The sequence below is a fragment of the Cellulomonas sp. WB94 genome, from assembly GCF_003115775.1.
In the GTDB taxonomy this organism is placed as follows: Bacteria; Actinomycetota; Actinomycetes; order Actinomycetales; family Cellulomonadaceae; genus Cellulomonas_A.
The window spans coordinates 1-18,417 of record NZ_QEES01000003.1 but is presented as its reverse complement, the minus strand read 5'-3'; the positions used below and the strand labels follow the sequence as shown (position 1 = coordinate 18,417).

The following is an 18,417-nucleotide window of genomic DNA, read 5'->3' as shown; positions in this document are numbered from 1 at the left end:
GTGGCCGGTAGCGTGGGCGCGTGATCACGTGGCGTGCAGGTGTCGTGGTGTCGCACGGTCCACGGTGGCGCGGGGCGGCGGAGCTGGGGGTCGAGCTCGACACGGCGCTCGACATCGACGGTGCCGCCGGGCTCGCGTCGGGTGCCCTCGTGCGGGCGCTCGCGTACCCGTCGCTCGTGGGTGTGCCCGACGTCGGGACGCGGGTCCTGCTCAACGTCACGGCCCTGGCGCGGGGCCTGGGCACGGGCGGTTACGCGCTCGTCGTGGCCCCGACCGACCCCCTTCCGGCCGATCCCCCGCCGTCCCCGGGCCACCTCGTCAAGGCGCGCTACACCCCGCTGCAGGCGATGGTGCTCGGGGTCGACGACCAGGAGTCCCCGCACCACGAGACGCTCCGCGACGCCGACGACCTCGGAGGGCTGCCCGTCGTCGTGGCCGACCTCCACTCGGCCCTGCCGGCGATCATCGCGGGCGCCCGGCTCGGCGCCGCCCTCCACGGCCGGCCCGTCCCTCGGATCGCCTACGTGATGACCGACGGCGGAGCGCTTCCTGCCGGGTTCTCCCGGACGGTCTCCGGGCTCGCGGACGCGGGCTGGATCGACGCCTGCATCACGACCGGCCAGGCGTTCGGCGGCGACCTCGAGGCCGTGACCGTGCACACCGGGCTGCTCGCCGCGAGGCTCGTCGTGGGCACGGACCTCGTCGTCGTCGCGCAGGGGCCAGGGAACCTCGGCACCGGCACACGGTGGGGGTTCTCGGGGGTCGCCGCCGGCGAGGCGATCAATGCGGCAGCGGTCCTGGGCGGTCGCCCGGTGGCGTCGCTGAGGGTGTCCGGTGCCGACGCGCGCGAGCGTCACCTCGGGGTCTCGCACCACTCGCTGACCGCGTACGGACGGGTCGCGCTCGCCCCCGCCGACGTCGTCGTGCCGGTCTTCGCAGCGGGGTCGGTCGTCGGCCGGCCCGATCGCGACGGCCCCCCGACCGGGGTCGACGGGTCGCTGGAGGCGCTGGGCCGACGCGTCCGTCAGCAGGTGCTCACGCTCGTCGCACCGCACGGGCGTCACCGGCTCGTCGAGGTCGACGCCGGCGACGAGCTCCTCGCAGCGCTCGCCGGCGCACCGGTGAGGCTGTCGACGATGGGACGCGGGCTCGAGACCGACCCCGCCGCCTTCCTCGCGGCCGCCGTGGCCGGCGTGCACGCCGAGGCGCTCACGTCGCTCTGAGCACTGCCTGGCGCTCTGAGCACTGCCTGGCGGAGTCTCAGTCGTCCCGAGCCGTCCGCGAGTGCAGCTCGACGAGCGTCGCCAGCCGGCGGGCCTCGGCATCGGCGCGGGCACCGTCGGCGCGCTGGATCCCCATCACGGCGAGCGTGTCCCCGTCGGCGAGGTCCAGCTGGACCCACGGACGGCCGCCACCGAACCGCACCGAGACGATCTCGGCCCACGCGAGCCGGCGCGAGACCACGAGGTTGCGGATGGTGAGCCCGGTCTCGTCGGGGCGCGCTGAGACCGACGCCTGCCGCCAGCAGAACCAGGTGATCGCCAGCCCGAGCAGGGCGATGCCGGCCTGGTCTCCGGGACCGTACTCGGGTGCGATGCTGGGCAGCGCCGCGACCAGGGCCGCGGTCAGCAGCGCGACGAGCACGGCGAGGCCGAGCGTCACGACGCGCGCAGCCTGCGGCCGGAACGGTGCGTGCAGCCCCGCGCGCGCGTCGTCCGGCGTCCTGCCGGTGCCGGACTCGTCACTCACCGCGGAGCCCTCGGGTCAGAGCCGGCAGGCGTGGATCGACGTCACGAGGATCGCGCGGGCCCCGACGTCGTACAGCGAGTCCATGACGCGGTTCGTGTCGACCCGCCGCACCATCGCCCGCACGGCCGCCCAGTCACGGTTGTGCAGCGGGGACACCGTCGGCGACTCGAGGCCGGGGGTGATGGCGACCGCCTGATCGACCAGCGCGAGCGGCACGTCGTAGTCCATGAGCACGTACTCGCGGGCCGTCAGGACACCCTGGATCCGCCGTGTCAGCACGTCGAGGCCGGCCGGCTCGGCACCCGTCCGTCGCACGAGGACCGCCTCGGAGCGCAGCAGCGGCTCACCGAAGATCTCCAGGCCCGCGGCGCGCAGGGTCGTGCCCGTCTCGACGACGTCGGCGATGACGTCGGCGACGCCCAGCCGGATCGCCGTCTCGACCGCGCCGTCGAGCCGCACGACCTCGGACGCACGCACGCCCCGCTCACCGAGGTAGGCCTGCACGAGCACCGGGTACGACGTCGCGACCCGGCGACCGGCGACCTGGGAGACGTCGGTCATCGAGCCGGCGGGTGCGGCGAACCGGAACGTCGACCGCGCGAACCCCAGCTCGAGGTGCTCGGTCGCCGACGACGCGGAGTCGAGCAGCAGGTCGCGGCCCGTGATGCCGACGTCGACGGTGCCCGCGCCGACGTAGACCGCGATGTCGCGCGGACGCAGGAAGAAGAACTCCACGTCGTTGTCCGGGTCGGGCAGGACCAGCTCGCGCGAGTCCCGGCGCTGGCGGTAGCCCGCCTCGCGCAGCATGTCGGCGGCGGGCTCGGACAGGGAGCCCTTGTTGGGGACGGCGATCCTCAGCACGTGATCCTCACGGGTGGGTCGAAGCGGCGGTGGGGTCGAAGCGGCAGGGGTGGTGAACGAGGCCCTGGGCCGCTCAGAGATGGGTGTAGACGTCCTCGAGGCTCAGTCCGCTCGCGACCATGAGCACCTGCAGGTGGTAGAGCAGCTGCGAGATCTCCTCGGCCGTGCGGACGCCGCCCTCGTACTCAGCAGCCATCCAGACCTCGGCCGCCTCCTCGACGATCTTCTTGCCGATCGCATGGACGCCCGCATCCAGCTCGGCGACCGTGCCGGAGCCGGCGGGACGGGTGATGGCCTTCTCGGCGAGCTCCGCGAACAGCGAGTCGAACGTCTTCACGCCCCGAGCCTAGACGCCCGCAGGGCCACGACCGTCGCGACGGCCGCCTGGGCCGCCTCCGCGCCCTTGTCCTCGTGGGAGTCGGGCAGCCCCGCGCGGTCGAGGGCCTGGGCCTCGTCGTCGCAGGTCAGCACGCCGAAGCCCACCGGGATGCCGGTCTGGACGGCGACCTGCGTGAGCCCGAGCGTCGCAGCCTCGCAGACGTACTCGAAGTGCGGGGTCCCGCCGCGGATGACGACACCGAGCGCGACGACGGCGTCGGCGCCGTGATCGGCGGCGTGCTTGGCGGCCACGGGCAGCTCGAACGTGCCCGGCAGCCGGACGATCGTGACGTCGTCGACGTGCGCCTCGGCGAGCGCACGGACTGCGCCGGCCAGGAGACCGTCCATGACGACGGTGTGCCAGCTCGCGGCGACGACGGTCACCCGCAGCCCGGTGCCGTCGACCGTCAAGGTGGGTGCGCCTGCGCCGCTCATGCGGTGGTCTCCTGGTTCGTGGGGTCGACGGCCAGCACCTGGCCGTCGAGGATGTGGTCGGCGGTGTCGACGTCCGGGGCGGCGGGCGCCGCCTGGACGGGGTCGAGGTGGATCGGGGTGCCCTGGTGGATCCCGGGCTCGAGGTGCAGCACGTGGCCCATGGAGACCGCCTTGGTGTGCAGGTAGGCGGCGTTGTGCGGGGTCCGGCCGACCTCGAGCCCGCGGATCTCGGCGACGTCGATGCCGTGGGCACGCAGGCCGGCGACCTTGGCGGGGTTGTTGGTCAGGAGCGTGATCCGGTGCGCGCCCAGCCCTGCGAGGATCGCGGCCGCAGCGCCGTACTCGCGGCGGTCGGCCTCCCACCCCAGGTCGAGGTTCGCCTCGACCGTGTCGCGCCCCTGGTCCTGCAGCGCGTAGGCCGCCACCTTGGCGAGCAGCCCGATGCCCCGACCCTCGTGGCCGCGCAGGTAGACGACCGCGCCGCCCTGCTCGGCGGCCATCGCGAGCGAGGCGTCGAGCTGCGGTCCGCAGTCGCAGCGCGCCGAGCCGAACGCGTCGCCCGTGAGGCACTCGGAGTGCACGCGCACGACGGGCTGGTCCGCGAGGCCGCGGGTGGCGACGAGCGCCACGTGCTCCGCGCCGGTACGCAGGTCGCGGTACCCGTGGATCCGGAAGTCCCCGTGCTTGGTCGGGAGGTAGGCCGTGTGGGTCTCGTGGACACGCGGCTGGGTGCCGAGCTCGTCAGCGACGGCGTCCTTGGCCTCGACGGTGTCTCCGTGCGACGTCCGCCAGGCGATGAGGTCGGCGATCGTGACCAGGACCAGCCCGTTGTCGACCGCGATGCGTGCGGCGGCCTCGAGCCGCACCATCGTGCCGTCGTCGTTCACCAGCTCGGCGATCGCCCCGACGGGTGCGAGGCCCGCGAGGCGGCACAGGTCGACGGCCGCCTCGGTGTGGCCCGCGCGGTGCAGCACCCCGCCGGGCACGGCCCGCAGCGGCAGGACGTGGCCGGGGCGGATGAGGCTCTCCGGGCCGGACGACGGGTCGGCGAGTGTCAGGAGCGTGTGCGAGCGGTCGCTCGCCGAGATGCCGGTCGTGACGCCCCGGGCCGCGTCGACGGAGACCGTGTACGCGGTCCGCCGCGGGTCCTGGCTCTGCGGGACCATGAGCGGCAGCCCGAGCGCATCGGCCCGCGAGGCGGGCATGGGCGCGCACAGGTAGCCCGACGAGTGCCGGATGGTCCAGGCCACCCACTCCGGGGTCGCCAGCTCGGCCGCGAGGATCACGTCGACCTCGTTCTCGCGGTCGGGCGAGTCGGCGACGATGACGGGACGCCCTGCGCGCAGCGCGTCGAGGGCCTCCTCGATGGTCCCGAACGTCGCATCGACGAACCGGTCGGTGTCGAGCGTCATCGTGTCACCCCATCTGTCGCGAGCAGTCGTTCGACGTACTTCGCGAGGACGTCGACCTCGATGTTGACCTGGGCGCCGGCTGCCAGCCGGCCGAGCGTCGTGGCCTCGAGCGTCGTCGGGATCAGGGAGATGCCGAAGCCGTCGTCGCGCACGTGCGTGACGGTGAGCGAGACGCCCGAGACGGTGACCGAACCCTTCTCGGCGACGTACCGGGCCAGCTCGGGTGCGAGGTCGATCTCGACGTCGTCCCAGCGAGGACCTGGTGTCCGGCGCACGATCGTGCCGACGCCGTCGACGTGACCCTGGACGATGTGGCCGCCCAGCCGGTCGTTGGCTCGCACCGCCCGCTCGAGGTTGACCGGGCTGCCCACCTTCAGGTAGCCCAGCGCGGTGCGCCGCAGCGACTCGGGCATGACATCGACCGTGAACGTGCCGTCGCCCGGGAGGTCGGTGACCGTCAGGCACACGCCGCTGACGGCGATCGAGTCGCCCAGCCGTGCGTCCGACGCGACGAGCGGGCCACGCACCGTCAACCGTGCGTCGCTGCCGTCGGCGGGCGCGGCGGGTGTGCCGCCCCCGCGCGAGAGCGCCTCGACGGTGCCGATCTCCTCGACGATCCCCGTGAACATCAGATCTCCTTGGTGCTGGCGGTACCCGGCACGGCAGTGCCCGGTTGGGACGTGCGTGGTGCTGCCGTGGTCGGTGTGGCGACGATGAGGACGTCGGGGCCGAGGTGCACGACCTCACGCAGGTCGAGGCGGACGGCGTCGGCGATCGTCCCGATCCCCAGGTCGGCGACCGCGGACAGCCCCGAGCCGAGCAGGACGGGTGCGACGTACGCATGCACCTCGTCGACGAGCCCCGCGCCGAGGAACGCCGCCGCGAGCCGCGGACCGCCGTCGACAAGAACGTGGCGCACCTCGCGGGCTGCGAGCACCGCGAGGACCTCGGCCGGATCGTGCGTCCGGACGTGGAGCAGCTCGCCGCCCGGGCCGCGCAGGCGGGCGCCCACGGGCACGTCGCGCAGACCGACGACGACGCGCAGCGGCTGGTGCTCGGTCAGCTCCCCGCTCGCGGTCCGGGCGGTGAGCGACGGGTCGTCGGCGAGCGCCGTGCCGGTACCGACCGCGATCGCGTCGACCTCCGCGCGCAGCCGGTGCGCGTGCGCCCGGGCCACGTCCGACGTGATCCAGCGACTCGTGCCGTCGGCAGCAGCGACCCGGCCGTCGAGCGACGCGGCGAGCTTCAGGGTGACGAACGGGCGACCGCGCTCGACGGCCGGCAACCACGCCCCGAGGACCTCGATCCCCTGCTCCTCGAGGATCCCCTCGACGACGTCCACGCCGGCGCCGCGCAACCGGTCGGCGCCGCCCGCCGCGGCCAGGTTGGGATCCGCGACGGAGATGACGACCCGGCCGATGCCTGCCTCGAGGAGCGCGATGCTGCACGGGCCGGTCCGACCGGTGTGGTCGCACGGTTCGAGGGTCACGACGGCAGTCGCGCCGCGCACGTCGGCCCCACGCCTCTGCGCGTCGGCCAGGGCGGCGACCTCCGCGTGCGCGGTCCCTGCGCCGCGGTGCCATCCCTCCCCCAGGACGGCCCGCTGTGCCGCGCTCGGACCGTCGCGCCCGTCAGACCCGCCGGGCGCGAGGATGACGCACCCGACGCGAGGATTCGGGCCGTGAGCGGGGCCGCGTCGCGCGAGGTCGACCGCCCGGCGCATGGCCTCGAGCTCCGTGAGGGAGGCAGCACGCGGCGACGCCATCGGCGTTGCGTCAGTCAGGAGCTCGTTGCTCACCGCTACCTCCCGTGCCTCGAGGGCCCCGGGGTGCGGTCGGAGGCGACCCGAGGGTCACCCGCGCCGACGGCGAGCACGACCTTGCGGGCCGAGCGCGCCGCCACGTCTCCTCCCATCCGGACTTTCACCGTCGGTCCCGGAGTTTCACCAGGTCAACCGCTTGTCCCCTCGCGGGAACGCACGGGTCGCGGACTGTCACCGCCGGCTCGGAATTGCACCGACCCCGGAGCACGTGTGCGTTGTGCTGTATGCGTACTGCGCAACGATCTTGCCACAGTCAGCATTCCCTCCGCGCCCGAGGGCGTCGCGGCCCCTACTGGTGCGGGACGGCCCCGGCGGTCGCGGCCTCGGCGAGCGTGCGCAGCGCGATGATCTCGGCGGCGACGTCGGGCGCGCCGTAGACCGCGGATCCGGCCACGAACACGTTGGCACCCGCCTCGGCGATGCGCCCGATCGTGTCCCGCGACACTCCCCCGTCGACCTGGATCCACGTCGCGGCACCGGCCGCGGTGATCGCCGCGCGCGCACGACGGATCTTCGCGAGCGTCCCCTCGATGAAGGACTGGCCCCCGAACCCCGGCTCGACGGTCATCACCAGGATCATGTCGAACTCGTCCACCAGGTCGAGGAACGGCTCCACGGGGCTCGCCGGTCGCACCGCCACACCCGCGCGGACACCGAGCCTGCGCAGCTCGCGGGCGAGCCGGACGGGCGCCTGGGTCGCCTCGGCGTGGAACGTCACCGACGCGGCCCCGGCCTCGGCGAACGCGGGGGCCCACCGGTCGGCGTCGTCGATCATGAGGTGCACGTCGATCGGTACGGGCGACACCTCGACGAGCCGGCGCACGACGGGGAGCCCGAGGGTCAGGTTCGGCACGAAGTGGTTGTCCATGACGTCGACGTGCGCGTAGTCCGCACCGCCGATGACGGCGAGGTCGCGCTCGAGGTTCGCGAAGTCTGCCGACAGGATGCTGGGGCTGATCAGAGCGGGCATCGTGCCAGCGTATCCGCGCTACGCGTTCCGGCGCAGGAGCGTCAGGTGCATCGCGTCGGTCCCGTGCACGTGCGGCCAGAGCTGCACGTCCGGCCTGTCGGCCAGCTCGAGCCCGGGTGCCAGGGAGCGCAACGTCTCGCGCGCGTCGATGAGCTCGATCACGTCGCCGCGCCGCGCCGCCGCGCGCAGCACGTCCTTGACCACGAGCTGGGTCTCCGCGAGGTGCGGGGAGCACGTGACGTACGCGACCACGCCTCCGGGTCGGACGGCCTGCAGCCCGGAGGCCAGCAGCGCCCGCTGCAGGTCGCCGAGCACCGCGAGGTCCGCCGGGGTGCGGCGCCACCGGGACTCCGGGCGGCGGCGCAGCGCGCCGAGACCCGTGCACGGTGCGTCCACGAGCACCCGGTCGTACGCCCCCGGCTCGTCCTCGCCGAGCGTGCGGCCGTCGCCGGTCCGCACGGCCTCGACGGCATCGGCAGGCAGAGCCGCCAGGGCGTGCTCGACGAGTCGCGCCCGGTGCGGCAGCACCTCGTTGGCGACCAGCCGTGCGCCGCGCTGGGCAGCCAGGGCGCCAAGGAGCGCCGCCTTGCCGCCAGGTCCCGCGCACAGGTCGAGCCACCGCTCGTCGGGCCCGTCCAGCGGTGCGTCCGCGAGGGCCAGCGTGACGAGCTGGCTCCCCTCGTCCTGGACGCCCGCGCGTCCGTCCCGCACCGCGTCGAGAGCTGCCGGGTCGCCGCCGTCGAGCACGAGGGCGGTCGAGGCCCAGCGGCCAGGACGGCTCGCGGCCGCCGCCGGGGTCGCTGCCAGCTCCGCGGTCGTGACGAGGCCGGGCCGGGCGACGAGCGTGACGTGCGGCGGTGCGTTGTCGGCCTCGAGCAGCGCCGGGAGCTCGTCGGCGGTGCGGCCCGCACCGACCAGCGCCTCGCGCATCGCGCGCACGATCCATGCCGGGTGGCTCTGGGTGACCGCGAGCCGAGCCAGCGGGTCGGCACCGTCCGGGTCTGCCGCGTCGCCGATCCGCTCGAGCCACGTCTCCAGGGGCGCCTTGCTGACCGCCCGCAGGACCGCGTTGACGAACTGGGACGCACCCGTGCCGACACGTTCACGCGTCAGCCCGACCGTCTCCGAGACGGCCGCGTGCGCCGGGACCCGCATGCCGAGGAGCTGGTGCACGCCGAGGCGCAGCAGGTCCAGCACCGGTCCGTCGATGGAGTCGGCCGAGCGCGCCGCGCACAGCTCGATGATCGCGTCGTAGCGGCCGTGCAGGCGCAGCGTCCCGTAGGCGAGCTCGGTCGTGAAGCCCGCGTCGCGTCCCTGCAGCCCCCGGTCGCGCAGCATCGGCGGCAGCACGAGGTTCGCGTACGAGTCGGATGCCGCGACGGCCCTCAGCACGTCGAAGGCGACCCCGCGTGGCACGTCAGCACCCTTGCGCCGGGCGGAGGGCGCCGCCGCGGTCCGCTGCTGCTGACCCGCCGCGCGAGCCGGACCGCGCTCACGGCCGCCGCGGTCCCGCCGACCGTCGCCCCGGGAGCTCTCCGAGCCCACACCCGGTGCCCGACGTCGACCCTGGTCGCCGCTCACGCCGCACCGGCCCCGTGCGCGCCGAGAACCGTGGCCGCGTCCAGTCGAGCACCGCGCGCCCAGTCCCCCGCCGGCATCGTCCGCTTCCCGGCCGGCGTCACCTCGCCGAGCCGCACGGCGTGCGAGCCGGTCCCGACGTGGACGGCCTGCTTGCTGATGCGCAGCTCGCCGGGTGCAAGGTCCGTCACCTCGGGATCGGGGACCACGGGCCCCAGGCCGAGCCGCTCACCGTCGGGCAGTCGCGTCCACGCGCCCGGGGCGGGGGTGCAGCCGCGGACCAGCCGGTCGACGATGTGCGCGGGGCGGCGCCACTCGACGAGCGCGTCGTCGACCTCGAGGCGCGGCGCGTGGCTGACACCGTCGGGCGATTGAGGCACGGCCCGCAGGATGCCGTCCTCGAGCGCGTCGAGCGTGCGCACCAGGAGGTCTGCGCCGGCGCCGGCCAGCCGTGACAGCAGGTCGCCCGCGGTGTCCCGCGGGCGGATCGTCTCGGTCAGCATGCCCAGCACGGGACCGGTGTCGAGCCCCTGCTCGATGCGGAACGTGCTCGCGCCGGTGACCTCGTCGCCCCCGATGATCGCGTGCTGCACCGGCGCCGCACCGCGCCAGGCAGGCAGCACGGAGAAGTGCAGGTTGATCCACCCGAGCCGGGGGACGTCGAGCACGGACGGCGGCAGGAGGGCCCCGTAGGCGACCACCGGGGCGGCATCGAGGTCGAGCTCCGCGAGGCGCGCCCGGAAGGCCTCGTCGCGCGGGGACGCCGGCGTGAGGACCTCGAGGCCGGCGTCGAGAGCGCGTTCCTTGACCGGGCTCGGGTGCAGCTGCCGGCCGCGGCCGGCACGAGCATCGGGGCGCGTCAGCACCGCGACGACCTCGTGGCGCGAACCGAGGAGCGCGTCGAGCGACGCCACCGCCACGGCAGGGGTTCCGGCGAAGAGCAGTCGCATGGCGACGATCTTAGGCGGCGGGGATGGGCAGCCCTCTGCGGACCAGGTCGGCGCGCAGCCTGTCGGCGTCGGTGAAGAGCACGGCGTCGAAGCCCTCGGCGGCAGCCGCCGCGACGTTCGGCGCGGAGTCGTCGGTGAACACGGTGCGTCCGGGCTCGAGCTCGTAGCGGCTCGCGAGGAGTCGGAAGATGCGCAGGTCGGGCTTCGCGATCCCCACGTCCCCCGACACGAGCACTGCCTCGAGGAGCCCGATGGCGGGGGCCGCAGGTTCGGCATGGTGGAACGTCTCGGCCGACCAGTTGGTCAGGCCCAGGACCCTGATGCCGGCGCCCACGAGGTCCCGGACGAGCCGCGCTGAACCGTCGACCGGGCCGGGGATCGCGTCGGCGAAGTGCTCACGGTAGAAGTCGAACGCGTCGGCCCGGTGCGGGTAGCGGCGCAGGACCTCCGCACGGGCCTCGGCCCAGGGCCGTCCGGCGTCCAGGCCGTGGTTGATCGTCGGGAAGTCGATCTCGTCGAACATGGCCTCGACCTCGGCCCGGTCCATGCGCCCGACGAACGGGAGGTAGGGGTCCCACCGCACGAGCACGTTGCCCAGGTCGAACACCACGGCGTCCACGCTCATCGGAGCACCAGCTCGCCATCGACCCGACGGGACGTGGGTCGGCATGCGTTCATACGAGCTCCTCGGGGTCGACGCGTACCCGGACGCTGCCGCCCTCGCGGCGCGCGCTGCGCACCGCGACCGAGGCTGCGAGGGTCCGGGCGAGCTCGGCGCTGGCGGCGAGCGGTGCGCGGACCAGGACGCGCACCTGCGGGTCGAGCGAGGCCTGGGCGGGAGCGCGAGCCGCCGAGGACCGTCGACCAGCGCCGGCGCCCCGGGCCCATCCGGTGCCCGGCGCGTCCTCGAACGGCTCCCCCGCCCCGGTCGCCACGGGCACCGGTCCGAGGACGTCGGCGCCGGGCGGCAGGTCGAGACGGTCGACGACCGCCTGGACGGCCTCGCGCGTCCCCGTCACGGACGCGACCCGCACGGCCGGCGGCAGCGCGAGCTCGGCACGCTCGGCGAGCTCGCGTGCGGCGAACCCCGCCGGGTCCCAGCGCACGAGCGCCTGGGTCGGCCCCGGGGCGCCGTCGCCGACGAGCAGCACCTGGCCGCCCGCGTAGTTGCCCCGCACGAGCGCTGCGGCGGCGAGCCATCGGCGGACGGCCTCCTCCCCCGCGCGGAACGACGTGGAGGCGGACGCAACACCGGCGTCGAGCAGCACCGCCGCGGCGTAGCCGGCCACGCAGACCGGTTCCGCGCCGGGCGTCGAGACGACGAGCGCCGGGGTGTCGGGCACGGTCGCGAGCACACCACCCTCGGCGCGCGCGCCCGACGAGCGCACGGGGACGCCCGGGAACGCCCGGCCGAGCTCCTCGGCCGTCCGGCTCGACCCCACGCGGACCGAGCGCAGCGACGCGTACCCGCACTCCCCGCAGCGCCAGTCCGTCGCGAGGCGCCCGCACCACTCGCACTGGGGCACCCCCGCGGCGGACTCGAGCGCGAGCGAGCCGTGGCAGGTGCCGCACCGTGCGATGGCGCGGCATCGTCCGCAGGCGACGACGGGCAGGTACCCGGACCGTGGCACCTGGACGAGCACCGGGCCCACCGCGAGCTGGTCGCGGACGACCCGCCACGCCTCTCCGGGCAGCCGCGCCGCAGCCGCGGGCCCCTCTCTGGCGAGCTCGACGCTGGTCAGCGCGCGGACCCGAGGGGTGCGGGCACGGACTGTCGCCCGGTCAGCGGCGACCTCGCGGGCCCAGCCCGACTCGACGAGCCCTTGTGCCTCGACCGTCCGCCCGTGCGCGGCGACGAGGAAGGCCGCCTGCTCGTGGGCCGAGCGGAGCATGAGCACCTCGCGGACGTGGGGGTACGGGCTGCGCGGCTCCGCGTGGAGGTCGTCCCCGTCGTCCCAGCACACGACGAGGCCGAGATGGGCGACCGGCGCGAACGCGGCCGCCCTCGTCCCGACGACGACATCCGCGTGCCCGCGCAGCGCGGCGAGGTAGGCCCTGTACCGGGGGGCGGGGCCGTCGTCCGCGGTCAGGCGCACGTACCCGCCCGCGGCTCCTGGCACCCACGCGGGCACCCCGGCCACGTCGAGAGCGGCGCACACGCGCGCCACGTCGCGCGCGTCGGGGACGACGACGAGCGCGCCGCGCCCCCCGACGACGCAGGCCGCGACCGCCTGGGCGACGGCGTCCGGCCACCGTTCACCCTCCGGCCCCGGCAGGGCGGTCAGGACCGCCCGCGGCGCCCCGCCGGCCGTCAGGTGCTGGAGGAACGCCGGTCCCCCGCGGTACGGCAGCCACGCACTGGCGGTCAGCGTGCCCGGTGCCCGGACCGCCGCTTCTGCCTCCGGCTGCGCCTCGTTCTCCACGCGCGCATGGCGCGGAGGGATCGCGAGCCGCAGGACGTCGGCCAGGGTCCCGGCGTACCGGTCGGCCACGGCCCGGGCCAGGTCGCGGACGGCGGGTGTGAGGACCGGCTCGGCCGAGACGACGCGGCGCAGCGGGATGAGCCGCCCCTCGTGCTCGGCACGGTCGACACGATCGAGGACGTATCCCATGACGTCCTGGCCGGCGAACCGGACCCGGACCCGCGTTCCTGGCTGGGCGCCGTCCGACATCGGCTCCGGGACCAAGTACTCGAACGGTCGATCGAGGTGCGGCAACGGCAGGTCGATGCAGACCCGCGCCACCGGGCGGTCGGCGGCGGCCTGGACCGCGTCAGCGCGGGCGGCGGACCGACGGCCGGTGACAGGTGCAGGTGAGGTCAGGCCCGCGAGGGTCAGCTGCTCACCCCACGCGCCCGCGCCCTGTGCCACCGGCTCCCCTGTCACGTCCACGCGCCCATCTCATCACCCGGCGGCGACGTGGCGAGCCGGTCGTCCCCAACGTGGCGGTCGCCCCGAGCCGGGGACACGTGCGGTGGTGTCAGCCGACGGCCGACTGCAGGTCGCTGACCCGGTCGGTGCGCTCCCAGGTGAACTCGGGCAGCTCGCGGCCGAAGTGCCCGTAGGCCGCGGTCCGCTGGTAGATCGGTCGGAGCAGGTCGAGGTCACGGACGATCGCGCCGGGACGCAGGTCGAAGACGTCGCGGATCGCGGCCGTGAGCCGGTCGACGGGGACGGTCTCGGTCCCGAACGTCTCGACGTACAGCCCGACGGGGTGCGCCTTGCCGATCGCGTACGCGACCTGGACCTCGCAGCGCCGCGCGAGGCCCGCAGCGACGACGTTCTTGGCGACCCACCGCATCGCATAGGCCGCGGAGCGGTCCACCTTCGAGGGGTCCTTGCCGGAGAACGCACCGCCGCCGTGCCGCGCCATGCCTCCGTAGGTGTCCACGATGATCTTGCGTCCGGTGAGCCCGGCGTCGCCCTGCGGGCCACCGACGACGAACGTGCCGGTCGGGTTGACCAGGAGCTGGTGCCCGCGCACGTCCAGGTCGACCGTCGCCAGGACGGGAGCGACGACGTGCTCGGCGACAGCGCCGGCAAGGTACGTCTCGAGCTGGATGTCCGGGTCGTGCTGCGTCGAGATGACGACGGTGTCGAGACGGACCGCGCGGTCGCCGTCGTACCCGATGGTCACCTGCGTCTTGCCGTCCGGGCGCAGGCCGTGGATGACGCCCTCCTTGCGGACGAGCGCGAGCCGCTCGGCGAGCCGGTGCGCCAGCCACACGGGCAGCGGCATGAGGCTCGGGGTGTCGTCGCTCGCGTAGCCGAACATCAGCCCCTGGTCGCCGGCGCCCTGCAGGTCGAGGGGGTCGTGGTCGGAGCTGTCGACCCGCACCTCGAGCGCCTTGTCGACGCCCTGGGCGATGTCGGGCGACTGCTGGCCGATCGACACGGAGATGCCGCACGAGTCGCCGTCGAACCCGATCCTCGACGAGGTGTAGCCGATGGCCCGGACCACCTGACGCACGATCTGCGGGATCTCGACGTACGCGCTCGTCGTGACCTCGCCCGCGACGTGCACCAGGCCGGTGGTCACCATCGTCTCGACGGCGACGCGCGCGGACGGGTCCTGCTCGAGCATGGCGTCGAGGATCGCGTCGGAGATCTGGTCGCAGACCTTGTCGGGGTGCCCTTCGGTCACGGACTCGGACGTGAAGAGGCGAAGGTCGCGTGCAGTCATGGGGCACAGATTAGTGCCACGGGCAGCCACGCCGGGTCGGGCTACCGCAGAGTGGCGACCGCGTCCCACACCGCGTGGGCGACCGCGGCCTTGCTTCCCGCGGCGCTCACCACGACGTCGCCGTGCGCATCGAGGATCGTCACGGAGTTGTCGGCCGTGCCGAACCCGCGACCGTCTCCGACCGCGTTGACCACGAGCAGGTCGGCGCCCTTCCGTCGCGCCTTGGCGCGACCGTGCTCGAGAACGCTCGCGTCGGAGTCGCCGGTCTCGGCGGCGAACCCGACGACGAGCTGACCGGGCCGCAGCCGCTCGGCTGCGAGCTCCGCGAGGATGTCGGGGGTCTCGACGAGCTCGAGGACGGGGGCCGAACCGTCGGGGCGCTTCTTGATCTTCGTCTCGGCCGTCGTGGCCGGACGGAAGTCGGCGACTGCCGCAGCCATGACGACCACGTCGGCGTCCTTGGCCGCGGCACGCACGGCGTCGCGCAGCTCGGCGGTCGTCTCGACGGCGACCACGTCGGCACGCGCGGGCGCGGGAAGCGTCACGTTGGCTGCCACGAGCGTCACGCGGGCCCTCGCGCCAGGGCGGTCTCGGCCAGGGCGAAACCCTGCCTGCCCGACGAGCGGTTCCCCAGGAAGCGCACCGGGTCGAGCGGTTCGCGGGTGCCGCCGGCCGAGATGACGACGTGCTGACCGGCGAGGTCGTGCGGCGCGTCGGTACCCCCGACGAGCGCGAGCGCGGCGGCGACGATGTCCTCGGGCTCGGGGAGACGCCCGCGGCCCGTGTCCGCACCGGTGAGCCGGCCGGACGCGGGCTCGAGCACCTGGACGCCGCGCGACCGCAGCGTGGCGACGTTCGCGCGCGTCGCGGGGTGCTCCCACATCTCGGTGTGCATCGCCGGGGCGAGCAGCACCGGGCATCGGGCGGTCAGGAGCGTGGCCGTCAGCAGGTCGTCGGCGCGACCCGTCGCTGCCCGTGAGAGCAGGTCGGCTGTCGCCGGTGCCACCACGACGAGGTCGGCGCCCTTGCCGAGCTCGACGTGAGGGACGTGCGGGACGTCCTCGAAGACGTCCGACGGCGCGGGCTCACCGGACAGGGCCTCCCAGGTGGCCCGTCCGACGAACTCGAGCGACGCGCGGGTGGGGATGACGCGCACGTCGTGGCCCGCCTCGGTGAGCAGGCGCAGCACAGATGCGGCCTTGTAGGCCGCGATGCCGCCTGCGACGCCGAGGATGATGCGCATGCCGGACCGGACGCTCGGAGCGGTGCCGCGCGAGGCGGCGCCCGCTCAGGCCTCGGGAGCCTCGACGGTCTCGATCGTCAGCAGGCCCGCGTCGATCTCGCGCATGGCGATGGACAGCGGCTTCTCCTGCGGGCGGGTGTCGACGAGCGGCCCGACGTTCTCGAGCAGACCCTCGTTGAGCTGCGAGTAGTACGCGTTGATCTGGCGCGCGCGCTTGGCCGCGAACACGACGAGCTGGTACTTCGAGTCGGCGCGCTCGAGGAGCTGGTCGATCGGGGGCTTGGTGATGCCGATCGGATTGGCGATGGTTCCAGACACGTATGACTCCCGCAGGTCGAGGGTGGGCTTCGTTGATCTTACCTGGTCGGCAGGCCCATGACCTGGATCAGCTCGTCGGTGGCCCGGTGCACGTCGTCGTTGACGATCACATGGTCGAACTCGGACTCGGCGGCGAGCTCGACGCGCGCCGTCGCGAGCCTGCGCTGTCGCTCGGCGGCGTCCTCCGTACCGCGTCCCACGAGCCGGCGCTCGAGCTCCTCCCACGACGGCGGCGCGAGGAACACGAAGCGAGCCTCGGGCATCGTCGCCCGCACCTGACGCGCACCCTGCAGGTCGATCTCGAGCAGCGCGGGCTCCCCCGCCGCGAGCCGCTCCTCGACCGGCCCGCGGGGCGTTCCGTACCGGTTGCGCCCGTGCACGACGGCCCACTCGAGGAGCTCGCCGTCCTCGATCATCGCGTCGAACTTCTCCGGGCTGACGAAGTGGTAGTGCACGCCGTCGACCTCCCCCGGTCGTGGCGGGCGGGTCGTGGCGGACACCGAGAGCCAGACGCGGGGGTACCGGGCCCGCAGGTCAGCGGACACCGTCCCCTTGCCGACGGCGGTCGGTCCGGCGAGAACGGTGAGCCGGGCAGGCGTCGTCGTCATAGGTGGTGCGCATCTCCTGGGTCAGCCCGCCTCGCTGTGCCGACGGGTCCGGCTGGTGCCTGGGGGCTGAGGATACGTCCCCCCGGCCCCGTCAGCCGAAGCGCTCGATGAGTGCCTTGACCTGGTGCGGTCCCAGCCCCCGGACCCGCCGGGTCTCGGAGATGCCGATGTCGGCGATGATCGCGTGCGCCTTGACCTTGCCGACACCGGGCAGGGACTCGAGCAGGGCGAGCACCTTGAGCTTGCCGATGACCTCGTCCTTCTGACCCTGTGCGATCACCTCGGAGAGCGTTCCCTGGGAGTACTTGAGGCGGTTCTTCACCTCGGCCCTGGCCTGCCGGGCGGCGGCCGCCTTTGCGAGCGCGGCTGTGCGTTGTTCAGGAGTCAGCGGGGGGAGTGCCACGCGAGTCACCTTCTCGTCAGCGGGACGTGATCGTGAGTCCGAACCTAGCGACCATGTGGTGACCTCGGCAACGCGAACGTCAACTCAGTGCGGCGCGCGCCTCCGCTGCTGCCGTTCGCGCCGCTGCCAGCAACGATGCCCGATCCGGCCCCGCGGCGAGAACCCCGCGGGAGGACGACGCCAGGACCGTGCCTCGTGCGCCCCCGAAGACCGCTCTGAGCTCCGTCGGACCCGCCCCTGGGCACCGACCCCAGGTGCCAGCAACGGGCCGCGTACGACCGCCAGGTCGATGCCGAGGCGTTGGGCTGCGGTGCCGATCGTGGCGCCGACAACGAGTCCCACGGAGCCCATGGCCGCGCCGGACACCGCGAGCTCGCGCGCGTTGAGCTCGGCGGCGTGCGCCGCGATGCGCGCCGCGACGGCGACGCCCTCGGCGTCCCGGGCGTGCTGGACGGCCGCACCCTCGGGGTTCGACGTGAGCGCGAGGACGAAGAGTCCGCGGCCTGACGCGGCGGCCGCGTCCACGGCCGGCGCGAGCGACCCGAAACCCAGGTACGGCGACACCGTCAGTGCGTCCACGGCGAGCGGCGAGCCGTCGCGCAGGTAGGCGTCGGCGTAGGCCGCCATCGTCGACCCGATGTCGCCGCGCTTGGCGTCGAGGATCACGAGGGTCGTCGTGGCCCGCGCGGCCGCGATCAGCTCCTCGAGGACCGCGATCCCGGCCGAGCCATGGCGCTCGAAGAGCGCCGACTGCGGCTTGACCGCCGCGACGTGGCCGCCGACCGCGTCGAGCACCGTGCGGGAGAACTCGCGCAGGCCGCGCACGTCGTCGGGCAGACCCCAGGCCGCCAGCAGCGCCGGATGCGGGTCGATGCCCACGCAGAGCGGACCGTGGGCCTCCATGGCGGCCCCGAGCCGCGCACCGAAGGTGGTCACGGATCCCCCGCCGCCGCTCGAGCCGTCGCTGCTCACGCGCCCGCCCGGGCAGTGCGACGCGCGGCGGCGGCGGCGTTGTGCTCCTGGAGGCTCGTGACCGAGAACGGGCCCGACAGCGTCGCCTCGATGCCCTGCACGGCCGCGCCCAGCTGCTGCACGGTCGTGACGATCGCCTTGTCGGCCGCGGTCGTCGCCGCACGGATGGCGTACCCGTCACGCCGCCCGCCCTGCCCGGACGGGGTGTTGACGACGATGTCGACCTTGCCGTCGGTGATGAGGTCGACGATCGTCGGCTCGCCGTCCTCCCCGACGCCGCGCGAGTACTTGCGCACCGTCCGGGACGCGATGCCGCTGCGGCGCAGCACGACCGCGGTGCCCTCGGTGGCGAGGATCTCGAACCCGAGCTCGACGAGGCGCTTGACGGGGAACACGATCGAGCGCTTGTCGCGGTCGGCGACCGAGATGAACGCGGTGCCCGACGTCGGCAACCCGCCGAACGCGGCGGCCTGCGACTTGGCGAAGGCCGTCGGGAAGTCGACGTCGAGGCCCATGACCTCGCCCGTCGACCGCAT

17 protein-coding genes, 3 pseudogenes and 1 riboswitch are annotated in these 18,417 nt (G+C 74.3%); of the genes and pseudogenes, 1 reads left to right on the top strand and 19 read right to left on the bottom strand.

Translation table 11 applies throughout. From position 1 onward, the window contains the following. Nucleotides 1–20: 20 nt before the first annotated feature. Nucleotides 21–1,223: a DUF3866 family protein gene (locus tag DDP54_RS14005; RefSeq protein WP_109132627.1), complete on the top strand. Its 1,203-nt coding sequence runs from the start codon at nt 21–23 to the stop codon at nt 1,221–1,223. A gap of 37 nt (nt 1,224–1,260) precedes the next feature. Here DDP54_RS14005 and DDP54_RS14000 read toward each other — a convergent pair whose 3' ends face one another. The 19 genes and pseudogenes from DDP54_RS14000 to carB form a co-directional block, all read right to left on the bottom strand. Continuing rightward, nucleotides 1,261–1,749, bottom strand: a complete 489-nt coding sequence (locus DDP54_RS14000; RefSeq protein WP_242448475.1) for a PH domain-containing protein — start codon at nt 1,747–1,749, stop codon at nt 1,261–1,263. 15 nt (nt 1,750–1,764) lie between these two features. Then, nucleotides 1,765–2,610 carry an ATP phosphoribosyltransferase gene (hisG, locus tag DDP54_RS13995; RefSeq protein WP_109132626.1) on the bottom strand — a complete coding sequence of 282 codons (846 nt, stop codon included), beginning with the start codon at nt 2,608–2,610 and terminating at the stop codon, nt 1,765–1,767. A 73-nt stretch (nt 2,611–2,683) separates the two neighbouring features. Continuing rightward, nucleotides 2,684–2,947, bottom strand: a complete 264-nt coding sequence (locus tag DDP54_RS13990; RefSeq protein ID WP_109132625.1) for a phosphoribosyl-ATP diphosphatase — start codon at nt 2,945–2,947, stop codon at nt 2,684–2,686. After that, nucleotides 2,944–3,423, bottom strand: a complete 480-nt coding sequence (gene ribH, locus DDP54_RS13985) for a 6,7-dimethyl-8-ribityllumazine synthase (protein WP_109132624.1) — start codon at nt 3,421–3,423, stop codon at nt 2,944–2,946. Before ribH ends, DDP54_RS13990 begins: the two co-directional genes overlap by 4 nt. Next, complete coding sequence (gene ribB / locus DDP54_RS13980; protein WP_109132623.1) at nt 3,420–4,835, bottom strand: 3,4-dihydroxy-2-butanone-4-phosphate synthase; 1,416 nt, start codon at nt 4,833–4,835, stop codon at nt 3,420–3,422. Before ribB ends, ribH begins: the two co-directional genes overlap by 4 nt. Beyond that, entirely contained in the window at nt 4,832–5,464 is a 633-nt protein-coding gene (locus DDP54_RS13975) for a riboflavin synthase (protein WP_109132622.1), read from the bottom strand. The genes ribB and DDP54_RS13975 overlap by 4 nt, the downstream gene beginning before the upstream one ends. Further along, nucleotides 5,464–6,600, bottom strand: a complete 1,137-nt coding sequence (gene ribD / locus DDP54_RS13970) for a bifunctional diaminohydroxyphosphoribosylaminopyrimidine deaminase/5-amino-6-(5-phosphoribosylamino)uracil reductase RibD (protein WP_109132729.1) — start codon at nt 6,598–6,600, stop codon at nt 5,464–5,466. The genes DDP54_RS13975 and ribD overlap by 1 nt, the downstream gene beginning before the upstream one ends. A 133-nt stretch (nt 6,601–6,733) precedes the next feature. Continuing rightward, a riboswitch (FMN riboswitch) is annotated at nt 6,734–6,869 on the bottom strand. Between the two features lie 77 nt (nt 6,870–6,946). After that, nucleotides 6,947–7,627 (bottom strand): ribulose-phosphate 3-epimerase, encoded by a 681-nt coding sequence (gene rpe, locus DDP54_RS13965; RefSeq protein WP_109132621.1) that lies wholly within the window; start codon nt 7,625–7,627, stop codon nt 6,947–6,949. A gap of 18 nt (nt 7,628–7,645) precedes the next feature. Then, entirely contained in the window at nt 7,646–9,172 is a 1,527-nt protein-coding gene (locus DDP54_RS13960) for a transcription antitermination factor NusB (RefSeq protein ID WP_242448492.1), read from the bottom strand. A 32-nt stretch (nt 9,173–9,204) separates the two neighbouring features. Then, the gene (gene fmt / locus DDP54_RS13955) at nt 9,205–10,155 is read right to left on the bottom strand and encodes a methionyl-tRNA formyltransferase (protein WP_109132619.1); all 951 of its coding nucleotides are present in this window, start codon (nt 10,153–10,155) and stop codon (nt 9,205–9,207) included. A 10-nt stretch (nt 10,156–10,165) separates the two neighbouring features. After that, nucleotides 10,166–10,780 (bottom strand): HAD-IA family hydrolase, encoded by a 615-nt coding sequence (locus DDP54_RS13950; protein WP_109132618.1) that lies wholly within the window; start codon nt 10,778–10,780, stop codon nt 10,166–10,168. A gap of 49 nt (nt 10,781–10,829) precedes the next feature. Continuing rightward, the gene (locus tag DDP54_RS13945) at nt 10,830–13,046 is read right to left on the bottom strand and encodes a primosomal protein N' (protein WP_242448474.1); all 2,217 of its coding nucleotides are present in this window, start codon (nt 13,044–13,046) and stop codon (nt 10,830–10,832) included. 88 nt (nt 13,047–13,134) lie between these two features. Then, nucleotides 13,135–14,337 (bottom strand): methionine adenosyltransferase, encoded by a 1,203-nt coding sequence (gene metK / locus DDP54_RS13940; protein WP_109132617.1) that lies wholly within the window; start codon nt 14,335–14,337, stop codon nt 13,135–13,137. A 41-nt stretch (nt 14,338–14,378) separates the two neighbouring features. Further along, nucleotides 14,379–15,580: pseudogene (gene coaBC / locus DDP54_RS13935) on the bottom strand (bifunctional phosphopantothenoylcysteine decarboxylase/phosphopantothenate--cysteine ligase CoaBC). A gap of 45 nt (nt 15,581–15,625) precedes the next feature. Further along, on the bottom strand, nt 15,626–15,898 hold the full coding sequence (gene rpoZ / locus DDP54_RS13930; RefSeq protein WP_109132616.1) for a DNA-directed RNA polymerase subunit omega: 273 nt from the start codon (nt 15,896–15,898) through the stop codon (nt 15,626–15,628). A gap of 38 nt (nt 15,899–15,936) precedes the next feature. Next, complete coding sequence (gene gmk / locus DDP54_RS13925) at nt 15,937–16,506, bottom strand: guanylate kinase (RefSeq protein ID WP_109132615.1); 570 nt, start codon at nt 16,504–16,506, stop codon at nt 15,937–15,939. A gap of 91 nt (nt 16,507–16,597) precedes the next feature. Next, a complete protein-coding gene (gene mihF, locus DDP54_RS13920; protein WP_109132614.1) occupies nt 16,598–16,909 on the bottom strand; it encodes an integration host factor, actinobacterial type in 312 nt (103 codons plus the stop codon). A gap of 79 nt (nt 16,910–16,988) precedes the next feature. Then, nucleotides 16,989–17,812, bottom strand: a pseudogene (gene pyrF / locus DDP54_RS13915) (orotidine-5'-phosphate decarboxylase). Between the two features lie 65 nt (nt 17,813–17,877). Continuing rightward, nucleotides 17,878–18,417 (bottom strand): annotated as a pseudogene (carB, locus tag DDP54_RS13910) (carbamoyl phosphate synthase large subunit); the annotation flags it as partial.